We start from the raw sequence: 13,317 nt of genomic DNA on the forward strand, positions 1-13,317 counted from the left end.
CGCTGACGGGTCACGCACCGTCCGCTGACGGCAGGGCACCAGGCCTGCTCGCGGCTTCGGCCTTCTCCTGCTCGGTGATCTCGTCGAGCACGAGGATGATCTCCGACCGGGTGGCCTCGCCGACGTACCAGCCGGTGAGCCCGCCGACCAACGCCTCCTCGCAGAGCCGTCTCGCCTCGAACAGATCGCCGCGCAGCCGGGCCACCTGGGCGAGGCCGAGGCGAGCGCTGGCCACGAACTCGGGCGCGCCACTGCGCTGCGCCAGGAGCAGCGCACCGGCGAAGTCGTCCCGTGCCGCGGCGAGGTCACCGGCACGCAGCCGGATCTCGCCCCTGGTCCGCAGCATGTCGGCCTGGTCGACGGCCGACCCGAGCGCCTCGACCAGTCCCATGGCCTCGTCCATGTGGACGCCCGCCGTCTCCGGATCACCCTGCCAGGCAGCCAGTTCGCCGAGCGCACCGAGTGTGATCATGCAGCCCCACCGGTCCCCCGTGCTCCGGAAGCCGTCCAGCGCGGTGGTCAGCGCGCTCCTGGCCCGGTCCCACTCGCCACTCCACATCAGCGCCGAGCCGCTTCCCATCGCGCCGAGCGCGTTGATCCACACGTCCGGACCGACCAGTCGCCGCAGCTCCCGCATCAACTCCTCGACGTGCTCGGCGCCGCCGGACGGCGGCCCGGTCGAGATCCCCGACAGATACAGCAGGAACGGTTGTCGAGGTGCCCGATCGAGGCTGCGGATCACGGACCGCTGATTTCCGAGCGAGGGCAGGTGGCCGGCACCGGCGAGCGAGCTGTTGTAGACGCAGAGGGCGAACTCCTCGCTCAGCCCCGGCGGCGCTTCGGCCCCCAGCAGGTCGAGGACGTTGGCGGCCAACCGGGCCGCTTCGCCGCGCATGCCGCGCAGCCACCAGTAGAACGACAGGGCCGCGACCAACCCGGCCGCGTCGGGCGCGTCACCGGCCGCGGTGGCACGGCGCAGGGCTGCGTGCAGGTTGTCCCGCTCGGCGTCGAGCCGCCGCAACCAGTGCAACTGTTCGGCTCGGCGAAGGTGGTCGCTGGCGGTCCAGGCGAACTCCAGGAAGTACGCGGTGTGCGCACGACGTAGCTGGTCGGCCTCGCCGGCTTCGGCGAGACGCTCGGCGCAGAAGGCACGCACCGTCTCCAGCATCCGGTAACGGCCGCCGGTCAGCTCCACGAAGGACTTGTCGGCCAGCCCGCTCAGCGCGTCGACGAACTCTGCCGCAGGAAGGCTGGAGACCCGCCCGGCGGCCTCCAGCGTGGCGCCGCCAGCGAAGACGGTCAGCCGGCGGGCCAGTCTGCGTTCGGCATCGTCGAGAAGGTCCCAGCTCCACTCGACCACAGCCCGGAGCGTGCGGTGTCGGGGCGACGCGGCCCGGCTGCCCATGGACAGCAGCCGGAACCGGTCGTCCAGACGGGCGGCCACCTCCGCGACGGGCAACGCCCGCAGCCGCGCGGCGGCCAGCTCGATCGCCAACGGCAGGCCGTCGAGGGTGCGGCAGATCCGCAGCACCACGTCGACGTTGGCCGGTGTGACGGTGAAGTCGGGTGCGACGTCGGCGGCCCGTTGGACGAAGAGGCTGACCGCGGCGTAGTCGTCGGCATTCTCCGTCGACGCGTCGGGTGGCGGCAGGGTGAGCCCGGACAACGGGCACAACGCCTCGCCGGCCAGCCCGAGCGGCTCGCGACTCGTGGCGAGCACCCGCAGCGCCGGGCACGCGCTCAGCAGTCGTGCGGCGAGCCGGGCCACGTCGGCGATGACGTGCTCGCAGTTGTCGAGCACGAGCAGCAGCCGCCGCTCGGCCAACGCCTCGACCAGTCGGTCGGTGGACTGCCGGCCCGGCTCGGCCGGGGCCCGCAGACCCGCGTCACGCAGACCGAGCGCGCTCAGCACCGCCTGCGGCACGTCCGACCCGTCGGCCAGCCCGGCCAGCTCGACGAAACGGACGTCGCCGTCGACGCGTCCCGCAGCCTCGATGGCCAACCGGGTCTTGCCCGCTCCTCCAGGGCCGGTGAGGGTGACCAGCCTGCGCTCGCCGAGCAACGCTCGAACTCGCTTGAGCTCCTCCTCCCGCCCGACGAACGTGGTGAGCTGGCTCGGCAGCGCCTGCTCGGCCGCCGCGCGTTCCTCACCACGCAGCACCGCCAGGTGAACGGCAGCCAGCTCCGCCGATGGGTCGACACCGAGCTGATCGGCCAGCGTGTGCCGCGCGTCCTCGAACTCGGCCAGCGCCTCCGCCGGCCGACCCAGTGCCGCCAGGGCACGCATGAGCTGGCCTCGCGAGCGCTCCCGCAGGGGATGCGCCACGACCAACTCCCGCAGCTCCGCGATCAGCGCGCTCTGTGCGCCCAACGCCAGGTCCGCCTCGACCCGATCCTCGATGGCGGCCAACCGCAGCTCGTCCAGCCGGGCCGCCTGGGCGGGCGCGCCGGCTGCGCCGACGGCATCGGCCAGGGCGGGACCACGCCACAGCTCCAGCGCCTCGCGCAACACCGCCGCTGCCCGGGGCCAGTCACCGTCGGCGAGCGCGCGCCGCCCCGTCTCGGCGAGCCGTTCAAAGCGGTACGCGTCGACATCGTCGGGATCCACGGCCAGGCGATAACCGGCCGGGTGAAACTCGACCGGGTCGTGCCCGGCAGGCAGGGCCTGGCGCAGCCGCGACACCTGGGACTGGAGCGCATTGGCCGCACCACGAGGCGGATGCTCCCCGTACAGGCCGTCGATCAGCCGCTCGGCGGAGACCACCCGACCCGCGTCGAGCAGGAGGAGTGCCAGCAGTGCGCGCAGCCGCGGACCGCCCACGGGGACCTCTCGCCCGTCGGCCAGCACCACCTGGGTCGGACCCAGGATGCGGAAACGCATGCCGTCCATTGTCGCTCAGCTCCGGCCGGTTCCGGCTGACCGATCCGCCGAGCTTGCGGGTCGGAGGGTGAACCGCAATTTCTGTGCCCCACACAGGAAGGAGAAGTCCCTATTCACGCTCGCTTTGGTGTCGGAATCTAGCGTAGACAGGGGTGTAATCAGGTACATTATCGGGAACATTCGGGTAGCGAATGATGCCCTCAGTCTCCCACCAAGAGCTTATGTACTCGCCTGGATTCTTGTATTCAAATATCGCTACCAGGCCGAGTAGGGAAACTGGGTTGTCCGCCCTGAAGTCCCAGCCATCCCGCTGAGCACAAAAAGTATCGGTTCCCTGTCGTACCAAATCGAGAATCGCTTATTTTCGAGGACTGTGATTGCGTTGTGTAGACATTCATGTGTTCGCTCAGCGCTGCCATACCGACTCCTTTCCGCGTCGTACGGTTGTCTCATCGGCCCCCGCTCAATCAAGTCGTGCGCATACCACCCACAACTCGTACTCCTCTGCCGTTACCCCGCATACGGCATCGCCGGCCAGTGACATCGCGACAAACTCCGGCTCGCCAGGATTCGGACCGAGCGCGTCGAGCGCCAACGGCCCGTCCGGCAGCCGCACCGCCACCCAACGCCTTTCGTCACTGTGCCCTGTGAGGCCGATTAGCAGGGTGCCATCGCCGCTCGTCAACCCGCGCTCATGCACCAAGCGGCGCCACCGTCGCTCCACCTGTTCCACTGCATCGACCGCGGCGAGTGCGACCGACCATCCGGGGCTTGCCGGCGAACTGACGACCGGCTTCCAGGCTTCCTGTTCGGACGGCAGCCCTTCCGCCATGTCATACGCCTCGAGCACGTGGAAGCCGGCCACCCTCAACCGATCTTTAATCACTTACGAAGCGGCCGAGAAGCTGCCCAGGGTCTGACAGGGAGCGTCCGTGTCGCCATTAAGAACACCGTCGTCCCACGGCAGTTGCCGCACACCACCGACCGGAATTCGTCGAGCAGCGGCGCGAAGCTCTGCGACGGCTGACCGGTCACCGGCGGAGTCTCCGAGAATTGTGAGAGCCTCCGCCTGCCGCCGCAGCTCAACCTGGACTGACGGCGACCCAAGCAGAGCCTCACGGTCATCGGCGTCGAGCACCCCAAGGCCCTGCTCCCGAGCCGAGAGCTCGTCGGCCGCCGCATATGCCCGCTCGGCTGCGTAGACGGCGTAGGTGACGTCATCGCTGCCCACCAGCTCAAGCAGGTAGATGAGCGACGCGACCGCATCCTCCGCCTGAGGCGCCCAGTCATTCCAGTCATCCTCCGAGGGCAGCAACTCCTTCACTGCGTCCGGCGAGGGCAACTCGGGACAGTGCACAGCCGGCTGATGACCGGCCGAGGCCGACCAGACAGCATCGACGCTGGCTCGCACGAGGTCAGCGTCACCGATCTGGTCCGGCTCGCTGAACTTGACATAGGACGGCACCAGAACCTCAACACAACTGACCGCGAACGCAACACGCTGCCACGGTTCGAGTGCGGCAAGGACCGTGCGCAGCCGCTGACCGTTGAAGCTCTCGGTAGACGCTGCTCCAGCTTCAGGACGGCAAGAGGGCTCAGTTTCCTTGCTCAAGGAACACCTCCGCGTCGAATGGTCGGCCCGCCAGGCGAACAGCCTCTCGAACCTCTTCGGAGGTCATCCGTGAGACCAGCTTATGGGCCTCGTGCACTCCGTCGCCACTGCCCTCATTGAGCATCGCAATGAACCACCGCAGACCCTGCACCAGATCCACGCTCGTCCCAATGCCGTCCCGGTACCAACTGCCCACGACGAACATACAGTTGGACTGACCCGCCGCGGCGCCGAAGAGATACCACTCGAACGCTTCTTCATCAAGGTCAAGGGCAGCCAGATGGTTTCCCAGGAACGGGTACGCCTCAGTGACTTCCGCCTTCGCAGCTACCCTCAACCATCGCACGGCGTTAGGGATGTCGACCGCAAGGAATTCGCCATCGGCGTAATGCAGGCCAAGGTTGAAGGCAGCTATCCCGTCTCCACCCTCGGCTGCCGCACGATAGAGCCGCATCGCCCTTTCCTTGTCAGAGGCGACCCCCTGCCCTCGCTCCAGCAGGTACGCCAGAGTCCGCTGAGCGACCACGTCGCCCTCGGCGGCGGACTGACTCAGGAGGTCGACAGTCTCCTCCGGAGCGTCGACATACAGCATGAAAATGACGCCCAACATCGTACGTGCACGAGTGTTTCCGAGGTCAGCCTGCGCCTTCAGCACAGGGCACAGGCGAAGCAGTTCAGCGACAGCCGAGTCATCGCCTGCGGCAGCAGACCTGAGGCACGAGTCCGCCACTTCAACCGGATCCTGGCGGTCCCAACTCCCCCGGTCATAGATCGAATGCAGCATCATCCAACTCCACCTCCATGACCAACCCGGTGACGTCGACGTAGGTCACGTATTCCGGGTCGTCCGAGAGAATCCCTGCGTGGGAGAACGAATCAAGCAGTTCCAGACCGCCGGGCTGCCTGGACCCCACTCGCACCGCTCGAGCCAGGCCATCAGCACGATAGAGCCCGTTCTTGATCGGCAGGCAACCCGATGACCACGAGTCGGTGATTGACAACCACTTACGCTGCCCTTCTTCCCTGACCAGGTGGATAGCGCAGCGGCCGCGCCGCCGGGTGATGTCAGCTCACCTCGCCGCTCTCGTCATGTCGGCGGGTCAGCGCGAAGTCGTCCGGTGGGCCGCCAGCGATTGTCGAGGAAGCGCCTGCGGCGGGGGCAACGGGGTGGGCCACGCCGGCCCCCGAGTCCGTCTGGCCCGGCACCGAGGGAGACGCCGCCGCTGGAGTGGGCACTCCGCCGTGGACCGCTCCGGCCGGCCGGGAGACCGGGCCCGGGCGGGCTGGCGGGGCACACTGCCGCGTCAGCCAGTCCAGTCCGCGCCGCCGGGCGACCACTGTCAACCGGTCCCCCGCGAAGACCACCTGGCGAGGGTCGAGGTCCTTCCACCAGATCGTCCTGCCGCCACCGGCCGGGGTCCGGGCGATCAGCCGGACCTGCCCGTCCCGGTTGACCATGCCCAGGGGCCGGCCGTCCAACTCGGAGCCGGCGGCGACCGGCACCTCGGCGACCGGCAGCGCGTGCCGGTCGACCGGGATGGTGGTGATCACCGCCCGTTCGGTGAGGGCACCGATGAAGGCCGGGGCGGCCAGGTAGGAGACCGACCGGGAGACGCCGAGGGCGAAGGTCTCCTCCACCCGCTCGGCGAAGTCACCGTCGAAGAACCGCAGCACCACCCGCAGGTCGCCACGAAGATCACGGGCCGCGAGCGCCGCCTCCAGGTTGGCCACGTCGTCGGTGGACGCCACCACCAGCGCCTGACAGTCGGCCACCGACGCGGCGACCAGCGTCTCCGGCAGCGCGGCGTCACCGACGATCAGCGGCACCTCCAGCTGACGGGCCAGGGCGGCGCCGCGCGGCTCCGGGTCCTTGTCGATCGCCACCACCTCGACGTCGTACTCGCGCAGCTGCGCCATCACCCGGGTGCCGACGTTGCCCAGGCCGATCAGCACGACGTGCCCGGCCCGCGCGGGTTGCAACTGGCCTGTGTGCAGGGCCAGTCGTGCGTTGACGATGCCGTCCACCACGACGGCGGTGATCAGCGGAATCAGCGCCAGCCCGGCCAGGTTGAGCACCACCTGCATGATCTGCGCGCCGGCTGGTTTGGTGGTGTCCGGGTCGGCGCCGCTGAGCGTGGTCACCAGCGTCAGGTACAGGGCTTCCAGTGGGGAGGCGCCCTCGGTGCGGGAGATCAGCGCCCCCAGCACCGCGATCACCGCGAGCACCAGCATCACCGCGACGCCGATCTTGCGGGTTGCGAAGCCGCGTACCGCGCCCAGCAGCACCGCGACCGGACGGCGTCGCCGACGGGCCCGGACCAGTCGACGGGCGGCGACCTCGGTGGCGGGTGGCTGCCCCGTCGCCTCGGCGAGCACCAGGTCCGCGCCAGCCTGCTCGGCCGGAAGCAGCTCCACCCCCTGCGCCTCGGTGAGGTGGGCCAGTGCGCAGACCACGTCCTGCGGTCGGACGTCGGCCCTGCGGGCCACCCGCAGCGTCTTGTCCCGGTGCTGGAAGGAACTCGGGTCGACCTCGCCGAGCGCGGCTGCCACGAAGGCCGGCGCGGCCATCTCGGCGTCGGAGAGCACCTCGACCGATGCCTTGAGCAGCTTGCGCACACCGTCGGCGAGGGTGCCGTTGAACATTCGCAGCACCTGGCGGACCCGCTGGTCGACGGCCTGGGCGCAGAGCGCTGCGTGCAGGTTGCCCACGTCGTCCTGGTGCAGCAGGGCCAGCCCGGACGCCCCGGCCAGGCCGGCGGCCTCGAAGGTGGCCACGTCCAGCCGATCCGAGCGGACCACCCGGACCCCCCGCAGCGCCGCCACGTCCGGGCCGTTGCTGCGGTAACGCTCCGGCACCACGACGGTCACCCGGGCGCCACCCGTCGGCAGTTCGGATTCGAGCATCGCCCTGGCCACGTAGTAGGCGAGCGCGTCCTTCCCGCAGATCACATAGTGCGGGCGTGGATCACCGACGGAGCGCAGCCGCCAGTTCCACTCGACCGCCCGTCGCGCCCGGTCCCGCCACGGCTCCGCCATGCCCGGATCGTAATCAGCACGGCCACGGTGGGCGACCCCGTCCGGATCATCCCCCGGCCAGGCATGCCCGCCCTGGCGACGGGTAGAGCAGCGACATGCAGACGTTCCTCCCGTACCCGGACTTTCTGGCCAGCGCCCGGACGCTGGACCAGAAGCGGCTGGGCAAGCAACGGGTGGAGGCCATCCAGGTGCTGCGCGGGCTCACCCGACCCGGGTACGGCTGGCGCAACCACCCGGCGGTGAAGATGTGGGCCGGGTACGAGGAGGCGCTCACCCGCTACGGGCTGGACATGTGCGCGGTGTGGACCGAACCGGGGCGGGCGGACACCTGTGCCACCACGATGACCGTCGACCTCGCCGCCGCCTGCGGGGCCGGTGTCGTACGGACCCAGGACGAGCTGGCCCGGGACGGCGAGCTGCCACCGTGGCTGGGCCGCGACGACCTGCACCTGAGCCACCGCTCGTCGCTGGTCCGCAAGGACCCGGCGCACTACCGGCCACTCTTCGGTGACGACGTTCCAACGGACCTGGAGTACGTCTGGCCTGCCTCCGACCGCGCGCGCCGATGCCTGGAGTAGGGGAGACTGGGGCCCGAGGAAGGTAGGTGCCCATGGCGCTGTCGCAAGTGGTGGGTCGGCTCATCGGCGTACGCCAGCACCTGGTGGACCCGGGCGGCGGTGGCGCGGACCGCGTGCCGCGACCGGCCACGGCGGTGGTGGTTGGTGGCGGCATCGCCGGCATGTCGGCGGCGGTGGTGCTGGCCGAGCGGGGTGTGGCGGTGACGGTGCTGGAGGCGGCGCCGACGCTCGGTGGTCGACTGGGTGCCTGGCCGGAGGCGCTCGCCGACGGCAGCCAGCAGAACGAGCACGGCTTCCACGCGTTCTTCCGGCAGTACTACAACTGGCGGTCGATTCTCCGCCGGGTCGACAGTGACCTGGGTTTCCTCAAGCCCATCCCGGGCTACCCGATCCTCAGCGAGCAGTGGCCGACCGAGGAGTTCGGCAAGCTGCCGCCGGCACCGCCGACGAATCTTCTCGCGCTGCTGTTGCGCAGCCCCAGCCTGCGCCTGGCCGACCTGCGACTGATGGATCGGGACGCCGCGCTGCCGCTGCTCAGCTACGACCCGGTACGCACCTACGCCGAGTTGGACGACACCACCGCCGATGAGCTGCTGGCTTCGCTGCGACTGCCGGACCGGGCGCGGGCCATGCTGTTCGAGGTCTTCTCGCACTCGTTCTTCAACCACGAGGCGGAGATGTCGGCCGCCGAGATGGTCGCCCAGTTCCACTTCTACCTGCTCGGCAACCCGGAGGGGCTGGCGTTCGACTGCCCCGACGAGGACTACGCCACGGCTATCTGGGAGCCCCTGACCCGGCACGTCGAGAAGCACGGCGGCCGGGTGCTGACCAGCTCCGCCGCGACCGGTGTGCACCGCGACGGCGACGGCTGGCGGGTGACGACCACCGACGACGGCAGCCACCCGGCCGGTCACGTCGTGCTCGCCGTCGACCCGCCGGCGCTCGCCGCGCTGGTCGCGGCCTCCCCGGACCTGACCGGGCAGGCACCGGAGCTGGCGGCGCGGATGCCCGCCTTCGGCCAGCCCGGCCCGCCGTACGCGGTGGCGCGGTTCTGGTGTGACGGGGACGTGGCCGCCGAGCGGGCGGTGTTCAACGGCGTGTCCCGGCAACCCACTCTGGACTCGGTGACCCTCTACCACCGGTTGGAGAACGAGCCGCGGCGCTGGGCGCGGCAGACCGGCGGGTCGGTCATCGAGCTGCACGCGTACGCCTGCGAGCCCGGCGTGCCGGCGGAGGAGCTGGCCGAGCGGATGCGCCGCGAGCTGGTCGCGCTCTGGCCGGAGGCCGGCGACCTGCGGGTCCGCGAGCTGCGGGCCCGGGTCGAGGCGCAGGCGCCAGCGTTCACGCCGGGCAGCCACGCCTGGCGACCGGGGGTACGCACCGACGCGTCCGGCGTCTACCTGGCCGGGGACGGCATCGCCACGGACTTCCCGAGCGCGTTGATGGAACGCTCCGCGGCGACCGGAATCATCGCCGCGAACCACATCCTGCGCGCCGAGGGCGCCTCGGCCGAGCCGGTGCGCTCGATCCGACCGCGCGGACTGCTCGCCCGGAAGCCCTGACCCGCGTGGAAGACCTGGCGCGGGAGTGCGGGTGCGTGCCCGCACCCCCGCGTCGGATCAGTTGACAGTGACCGAGAACGACCGGTAACTGGACAAGCTGCCGTCGGCGTACTCGACGGTGAACCAGAAGTAGGTCCACCCGGCCCTCGTGGGCGTCCAGGTGATCGTGGCCTTGCCGTCGGCGGCCAGCGGAACCACTCTGGGGTTGTTGTCGACACTGTCGAACCACCGCACCGAGGTGGCGCCCTTGGTCACCGCCGGAGAGACCGTGAAGATTCCGGGGACGCCGACGCCACCGCCGGAGCCGTCGATCGGATAGACACCGTCCGAGGTGATGGTGGGCCCATCGTCGACGAAGAAGGTCGTCTCCTGCTGATACTCCGGTTCGCCGGAGGCGCTCCGGCCGACGTAGCTGAGCTGGTGCTCGCCGCCCTTGAGGGGCGCCAGGACCGGCTCGGCGACCCCGTCGGCTCCCACGGTCGCCAACTGCTCCGACCCACCGTCCACCCGATAGGCGATGGTGGTGATGCCGTTGCCGGGCTGGGTGCTGAACCGCATCGTGACCGCCATTCCGTTACCGGAAGGGTCGGGCTGTTGGGCCGTCGACCACGCGTTGACGGTCAGGTCGCGCACGTTGAACGTGTAGGCCCGCACCGGAGAGCTGTTGCCGGCGCGATCCATGCTCGCCACGTACAGCGTCTGTTCGCCCGCGTCGCGAGGTCGCCACCGAATGGTGGCCGCGCCGCCGAGCTGGTCGGCTGGCACCTGGTTGTAGAGAGCTCCCTGGCTGTCGCCGTACCGGAAGCTCACCACGTCTGCGACGCCATGCGACGTGAACAGGAAGGTGCCCTCGGTTTCACGGCTGCCGGTCGGGTTCGCCGGGTTCTCCGGATATTCCGGAGAGGCGACGGTCGGCGAGACGGCAGGCTTGGTGCGATCCACAGTGAAATGGCACGGATCGCTCCAGGGTGACCAGGCCCGCTGGTCGAATGTCCGGGCGTGCCAGGCGTACTCCCCGTCCGCGAGCGAGGCCACCGGCATCTGGCCGACCGCGTCGAGACCGTCGGGGCCGCTGGAAATGCCGGGGTCGACAGGCGTGACAGCAGACGGGTCGGCGAGCGGCCAGTACTCGATCTCGGCGGTCAGCGCGTCGTACGGGTCCCGATCCCGGTCCGTCATGTTGGCGTATGCGGCAAATTCTGATCCGGCGAAGTACTCCGGACCGCAGGGGGTGTCGGTGTTCGCGTTGAAGAGCTTGGTCGGCTTGAGCGGGGCGGTGTTCGTCAGCTCCACCTCGAACCGGAACTCGTTGGTCTCCAGCCAGCGGCCGTAGGAGACATCCCCCTCGTTCCGCTTGGGGACCCGAAGCTCGGTGGTGAGTTGGTGCTCACCCCGGCCCAGCGCCCTGGTCAACGCGGCGGTCAAGTCCCATTTGGTCCGCCAGGAGGCACAATCAGCGCCCTCGGCGGTCGCGGCGACCGCCTTGCCAACCGTGGCCGGCGGGTGCGACCAACTGTTCTCACCGGTGAAGGCTGCCGTGGCCTGGGCGACGGTGGCACGCGCGCGTGCGCAGTCGTTGGCGCGGCTTTCCCGCCCGACGAGGGTCGCCTGGCTCAGCCGACCGACGTAGATCCCGCCGATGTCGAACGTTACGTAGATGCGGGAGGAGTGCGTGCTGCCGGCGTCATCCCGCCACGACCCGACCGGGATCTCTCCCCCGCTGGGGTAGAAGACCGCGGTGTCCGGGGTGGTGGAGTCGGTGTAGGCGAGGAGCGACGGTGTGAACACGTGGTGGGGTTCGGCGGCGGCGGCCGGACCGGGCGAGAGGACGACAGCTCCCAGCGCCAGCGTGGCGACGGCGGCCAGCACCGGCATATGCCCGCCCGGCCGGACACCGCGACTTATGAATCTCAAGTGGAGTTCCTCCTGTACGGTCGCCAGCAGAGCGGCGGCGACCGCTCGGATCGTAGTGACTTGGACCGACGGCGGCGGCCCCGTTTTCGATCGACGCGGAGCATCAGCCAGAATCCGACGGCTGCGCCACACCCTCCGCCTGAACGGGGAACGATGAACAGACCCGCCCGCAGAATCTTCATGCTCGCCTCGGCGACCGCGCTCACCCTCGCGGCCACTCTGGCCGCAACTCCGGCGCAGGCCGTGGAGCCCGATAGCGGCGCCATCACCGGCCACGTGGTGACCGAGAAGCCCGGCAACGTCACGGTCAACCTCTTCACCACAGATGGTGCCAGCGGTGGGCAGGTCGTGTCCGACGCTGACGGCAACTTCCGGTTCGCCTCCGTCCCGGTTGGCACCTACAAGATCCAGTATGGCTTCCTCGGCCGGTTCCAGTGGTCGCACCAAAAGCTCGGCTACTCGACCGCCGACGTGGTCACCGTCGCGCCCGGCGTCACCACGACGGTGCCGGAGGAGCAGATGCTCCTGCCAGGCGTCGTCGAGGTGCTCGCGACCGACGCGGTCAGCGGCGGCCCGGTGAACGCGTACTGCGCGGGCGTCCGCCCGTACGACCAGCAGTGCGGCGCCACCGACGGCCGGATTCGCCTGGCGAACCTGGAGTCGGGAACGTTCACCCTGGAGCTGCGCTCCTCGGACGGCCTGCATGCCGCGCAGGAGGTCAAGAACGTCAAAGTGACCCTCGGTCAGACCACCACGGTCGAGGTCGCCCTCCGCCCAACCACCGCAATCACCACCACCGTCGTCGACCGGGCCAGTGGGGATCCGGTCCCGAACGTCTGTGTCGCGGCACTGTCACTGACCTTCGGCTCGGTGGACAGCGACACGTGCGAATGGGGCGTCAACTACACCGACGAGCAGGGCCGGATCACCATCGGAGAGTTGCAGCCGGGTGAGTACACCCTGCTGGCGCTACCGGCCGACGAGGTGCACGGCATGCAGTGGGTGGGACGCCGTGGGGGCGTCGGCCGGCAGTATGACGCGCTGCGGGTCGATGGTGATGCCGGGCTGCTCAGCACCGTGCCCACCGTCAAGCTGGACCCGGCGGCCCGGATCACCGGCACGATTCGGGACACCGAAACCGGCCAGCCTCTCACCAACGGCTGCGCGTCGGTCCTGCCGACACGTCAGGGCTCCGGCGCGCCCGGGATCGGCCCGTTCTGCACCGACTCCGACGGCACCTACACGGTGCCGAACCTCGGGCCGTACGACTGGCCGCTGGAGTTCTCGCACTTCTACGACTACACCGAGCCGTATGCGGCGGTGTGGACGGGCAACGCGTCGGACCGCAAGACCGCCGCGACGACCAGGGCCGGAACCGACCAACCGGGCGTCGCCGACATCTCGCTCGGCAAGAACGGCCCCCGGTTGAGCATCGGCGTGACGTCGGCGGACGGCCAGCCGTACAACGGCTGGCTCGCGGGCGAGGTCTACAACGCCCGCACCGGGGACCTGGTCAAGGAGTACTCGTTCTACGGCCAGCGGGTCATCGAGGGGATGACCGACCAGTCGGTCAAGATCCGGTACGTGCCGAATCCGCCGTGGGTCGGCGGCTGGTACGGGGGGTCCGACCTCGCCTCCGCACGTGGCGTCGCCCTTCGTGACGGCGCCAACAAGGAGATCACGATCGTCCTGTCAGATCCCTCCTGACCTGGGCAGATTCAGAACGAGGGGCCG

At 69.8% G+C, this 13,317-nt stretch carries 10 protein-coding genes; 3 read left to right on the forward strand and 7 right to left on the reverse strand.

The window, feature by feature from the left end; all coding sequences use genetic code 11:
- Window positions 1–10: 10 nt before the first annotated feature.
- From FBZ33_RS28845 to FBZ33_RS28875, 6 genes are all read right to left on the reverse strand, one after another.
- A complete protein-coding gene (locus FBZ33_RS28845) occupies window positions 11–2,881 on the reverse strand; it encodes a BTAD domain-containing putative transcriptional regulator (RefSeq protein WP_255509064.1) in 2,871 nt (956 codons plus the stop codon).
- A 463-nt stretch (window positions 2,882–3,344) separates the two neighbouring features.
- Window positions 3,345–3,746, reverse strand: a complete 402-nt coding sequence (locus FBZ33_RS28855; protein ID WP_141911466.1) for a hypothetical protein — start codon at window positions 3,744–3,746, stop codon at window positions 3,345–3,347.
- A 21-nt stretch (window positions 3,747–3,767) separates the two neighbouring features.
- The gene (locus tag FBZ33_RS28860; RefSeq protein ID WP_185755432.1) at window positions 3,768–4,493 is read right to left on the reverse strand and encodes a DUF416 family protein; all 726 of its coding nucleotides are present in this window, start codon (window positions 4,491–4,493) and stop codon (window positions 3,768–3,770) included.
- Window positions 4,477–5,280 carry a tetratricopeptide repeat protein gene (locus FBZ33_RS28865; protein WP_141911470.1) on the reverse strand — a complete coding sequence of 268 codons (804 nt, stop codon included), beginning with the start codon at window positions 5,278–5,280 and terminating at the stop codon, window positions 4,477–4,479. Before FBZ33_RS28865 ends, FBZ33_RS28860 begins: the two co-directional genes overlap by 17 nt.
- Window positions 5,258–5,494: a hypothetical protein gene (locus FBZ33_RS28870; protein ID WP_141911471.1), complete on the reverse strand. Its 237-nt coding sequence runs from the start codon at window positions 5,492–5,494 to the stop codon at window positions 5,258–5,260. The genes FBZ33_RS28865 and FBZ33_RS28870 overlap by 23 nt, the downstream gene beginning before the upstream one ends.
- A gap of 64 nt (window positions 5,495–5,558) precedes the next feature.
- Window positions 5,559–7,529, reverse strand: coding sequence for an NAD-binding protein (locus FBZ33_RS28875; RefSeq protein ID WP_255509065.1), 1,971 nt, complete (start codon window positions 7,527–7,529; stop codon window positions 5,559–5,561).
- A gap of 95 nt (window positions 7,530–7,624) precedes the next feature.
- On the opposite strand from FBZ33_RS28875, the gene FBZ33_RS28880 reads away from it, so the two are divergent.
- Window positions 7,625–8,107, forward strand: coding sequence for an MSMEG_6728 family protein (locus FBZ33_RS28880; protein WP_141911473.1), 483 nt, complete (start codon window positions 7,625–7,627; stop codon window positions 8,105–8,107).
- Between the two features lie 32 nt (window positions 8,108–8,139).
- Window positions 8,140–9,669, forward strand: coding sequence for an FAD-dependent oxidoreductase (locus FBZ33_RS28885; RefSeq protein ID WP_141911475.1), 1,530 nt, complete (start codon window positions 8,140–8,142; stop codon window positions 9,667–9,669).
- A 57-nt stretch (window positions 9,670–9,726) separates the two neighbouring features.
- Here the strand turns inward: FBZ33_RS28885 and FBZ33_RS28890 are convergent, their stop codons facing one another.
- Window positions 9,727–11,583: a hypothetical protein gene (locus tag FBZ33_RS28890; RefSeq protein ID WP_141911476.1), complete on the reverse strand. Its 1,857-nt coding sequence runs from the start codon at window positions 11,581–11,583 to the stop codon at window positions 9,727–9,729.
- Between the two features lie 153 nt (window positions 11,584–11,736).
- On the opposite strand from FBZ33_RS28890, the gene FBZ33_RS28895 reads away from it, so the two are divergent.
- A complete protein-coding gene (locus FBZ33_RS28895; RefSeq protein ID WP_185755433.1) occupies window positions 11,737–13,290 on the forward strand; it encodes a collagen binding domain-containing protein in 1,554 nt (517 codons plus the stop codon).
- Window positions 13,291–13,317 lie beyond the last annotated feature (27 nt).

Source organism: Micromonospora sp. A202, from assembly GCF_006715105.1.
Classification (GTDB): Bacteria; Actinomycetota; Actinomycetes; order Mycobacteriales; family Micromonosporaceae; genus Micromonospora; species Micromonospora zamorensis.

Bases quoted from the DNA above. Each gene is read 5' to 3' on its own strand.
- FBZ33_RS28885 (WP_141911475.1), top strand. From the start codon at position 8,140: ATGGCGCTGTCGCAAGTGGTGGGTCGGCTCATCGGCGTACGCCAGCAC.
- FBZ33_RS28880 (WP_141911473.1), top strand. From the start codon at position 7,625: ATGCAGACGTTCCTCCCGTACCCGGACTTTCTGGCCAGCGCCCGGACG.
- FBZ33_RS28865 (WP_141911470.1), bottom strand. From the start codon at position 5,280: ATGATGCTGCATTCGATCTATGACCGGGGGAGTTGGGACCGCCAGGAT.
- FBZ33_RS28845 (WP_255509064.1), bottom strand. From the start codon at position 2,881: ATGCGTTTCCGCATCCTGGGTCCGACCCAGGTGGTGCTGGCCGACGGG.
- FBZ33_RS28875 (WP_255509065.1), bottom strand. From the start codon at position 7,529: ATGGCGGAGCCGTGGCGGGACCGGGCGCGACGGGCGGTCGAGTGGAAC.
- FBZ33_RS28895 (WP_185755433.1), top strand. From the start codon at position 11,737: ATGAACAGACCCGCCCGCAGAATCTTCATGCTCGCCTCGGCGACCGCG.